Source organism: uncultured Marinobacter sp. (genome assembly GCF_963974375.1).
Lineage (GTDB): Bacteria > Pseudomonadota > Gammaproteobacteria > Pseudomonadales > Oleiphilaceae > Marinobacter.
This window is the reverse complement of sequence record NZ_CAXBDN010000384.1, coordinates 1-2,748: the sequence shown is the minus strand read 5'-3', so window position 1 is coordinate 2,748 and position 2,748 is coordinate 1. Positions and strand designations below refer to the sequence as shown.

The window sequence follows — 2,748 nt, the reverse complement described above, 5'->3', positions numbered from 1 at the left end:
CTTTTGAAAAGATTACTCAGTCGTGGGCAGTTACACAATTTGGTTTACAGGCTCTCACCGGCACGGGTACTTGACGCAATATCGTTGTCAATATCATAGCTGGCGTTCAAGCGGGCGTAGCCGTATACGTCAATGTCATAGTCACCGGCATTGACCTCAATGGCGCTCACAGAGCTTGCTGCCAGACCCAGCGCTGCAGCTACTGAGGTGGTACGGATTGCGTTTCTTGATTTATGATTTCGCATTCGTCCTCTCCTTGTCGCGTTTTTTATTACCATTTCACCATGGCAAAACTGTTACCGGATCGCAATAAAACCGGACATATTCCGGCGGAATTTGATCGAAACGGAGGATTTCCGGAGGAATGGGATAACTTCGTGTAGTTAAGGTCAACATATTTGCGCTCGTCCGGAGCGATGTTGCTGCCGCTCGCCTGACACCCATGAGCTGACGTATCCTCTGATCATGACAACACCGACAGCCTCAGACAGTTTGTTGACTTCCGCAACCTTCGCCTTCCTGGATCTGGAAACCACCGGCGGGTCCGCCGGCCATGACCGGATTACTGAAATCGGTATCCGTTTCTGGCGCAATGGCGAGGTCTTGGGTGAGTGGCAGACCCTGCTCAATCCGGAAACCCGTATTTCGCCCTTTATCGAGCACTTCACCGGCATAACCAATGCGATGGTGGCCGATGCACCCAGGTTCGTGGACATTGCGGATGAGTTCCGGGAGAAGCTGGAGGGCACCATTTTTGTGGCCCATAACGCCCGCTTTGACTATGGCTTCGTGAAGTCCGAGTTCCGTCGGCTGGGCCAGCCCTTCGCCGCAAAAGTGCTGTGTACGGTCAAACTGTCGCGGCGGCTTTATCCGGAATTCCGTCGCCACAATATGGACTCCCTCATCGAGCGGCACCATTTACAGCAGGTGCAGCGGCACCGTGCCATGGGCGATGTCAGTGCCATGATGGAGTTCTTCCTGCATGGCCTCAGGGAGCATGGCGCCGAGCAGTTTGAAGCTGCAGTCAAGGCCTTGTTGCAGCGCCCCAGTGTGCCCTCCAATGTGTCTCCGGAAGTGTTGAAGGACTTGCCGAGAGCGCCCGGGGTGTACCGTTTCTATGGTGAAAACGACGTGTTGCTCTACGTGGGCAAGAGCACCAACATTGCGCAACGGGTGGCCTCGCACTTTTCCGGTGATCACAACAGCAGCCGGGGGGTGCGCATGTCAGAGAGCCTGCGTCGGGTGGAGTACACCGAAACCGCCGGTGAGTTGGGCGCTCTGCTGCTGGAGCTGAAGCAGATCAAGACTCTGAAGCCACTGTTCAATCGCCGCTCCCGGGCCGCCAAAACCCTGTGGAGTATCGAGCTGACCACGGCTGCCAGCGGTTATTTGCAGGCCCGGCTGGTACGGGAAATTGAGCCATACCGCCTCGGTGACTATTACGGACTGTTTCGCAGCAAGAAAGATGCGGAGCGCGCCCTCAGTGGTATTGCCGCCAAGAATGATCTTTGCAACCGGCTGCTGGGTCTGGAGCCGGCTGACCAGACCGGTCCCTGTTTTCAGCGCACCCTGGGGCGCTGCAAAGGCGCCTGTGAGCAGGCGGAAGATACCGTTCGCTACAACCTCAGAATGCAGATCGCCTTCCATGCCCTGCGCCTGAAAACCTGGCCCTGGAAAGGTCCGGTGGCGGTACTGGAGTCGAACCCGGCCCGGCAGCGTCTGGACCTGCTGGTGATCTACAACTGGATGCATGTGGCCACGCTCCACCACATGGAAGAACTGGAGGACCTGTCATTGCGGGGGCAGGCAGTCACTTTTGATCTGGATTCCTACAAGCTCGTGGTGAAGGCGCTGTCTGGCCGGTCCGCAGCAGGGGGTAAAGGCGGGGGTGACGGGGATGCCGTGACCGCAGGCGCAATTTTTCGTGTTATTGAGCTGGGTTCGGTGGGCGAACCGGATGTATTGGTGCCATGAGTGCTTTATGATTATCGGCTGGCTGGTGGTCAGTGCGATTTGCCATCCAGTCAGACACCGGTAGAGACCGACCCCAGAGCAGCAATGCCAGAGAGGACAGAATGAACAGAGATCCTGTATCCCGTGAGCTTTTCGATGACGTTATGGTTCCCAATTACGCACCGGGCGGCATGATTCCCGTGCGAGGTGAGGGCTCACGTCTGTGGGATCAGGAGGGGCGGGAGTACGTCGATCTGGCCGGTGGTATCGCCGTGAACTCCCTGGGCCACGCCCACCCGGGACTGGTCAGCGCGCTAATGGAACAGGCCGAGAAGCTCTGGCATGTGTCCAACGTACTGACCAACGAGCCTGCCCTGCGTCTGGCCCGGACACTCTGCGAGCTGACCTTTGCCGAGCGGGTGTTCTTTGCCAACTCCGGTGCTGAAGCTAACGAAGCCGCGTTCAAGCTGGCCCGCCGCTATAGCTGGAGCAACCACGGCCCCCAGAAGCATGAAATTATCGCCTTCAACAACTCGTTTCATGGCCGCACGCTGTTTACCGTCAGTGTTGGTGGCCAGGCCAAGTATCTTGAAGGCTTTGAGCCGGCACCGGGTGGCATTCATCACGCTACCTATAACGACCTGGATTCGGTACGTGCACTGATCTCCAAAGAGAAAACCTGTGCCGTGGTGGTTGAGCCGATTCAGGGCGAAGGCGGCGTGATGCCGGCGGAACCTGAATTCCTGCAGGGGCTGCGTGATCTCTGCGATGAGCACGACGCTTTGCTGGTGTTCG

The 2,748-nt window shown here is 57.5% G+C and carries 3 protein-coding genes; 2 read left to right on the top strand and 1 reads right to left on the bottom strand.

Going from position 1 to position 2,748, the window contains the following annotated elements:
• Positions 1–44: 44 nt before the first annotated feature.
• Entirely contained in the window at positions 45–245 is a 201-nt protein-coding gene (locus AAC035_RS20435; protein ID WP_339806950.1) for a hypothetical protein, read from the bottom strand.
• Between the two features lie 220 nt (positions 246–465).
• Here AAC035_RS20435 and AAC035_RS20430 point away from each other — a divergent pair, with 220 nt between their 5' ends.
• The gene (locus AAC035_RS20430) at positions 466–1,974 is read left to right on the top strand and encodes an exonuclease domain-containing protein (RefSeq protein ID WP_339806949.1); all 1,509 of its coding nucleotides are present in this window, start codon (positions 466–468) and stop codon (positions 1,972–1,974) included.
• Positions 1,975–2,075: 101 nt separating this feature from the next.
• On the top strand, positions 2,076–2,748 hold a 673-nt coding region (locus AAC035_RS20425), incomplete at its 3' end, for an aminotransferase class III-fold pyridoxal phosphate-dependent enzyme (RefSeq protein ID WP_339806948.1).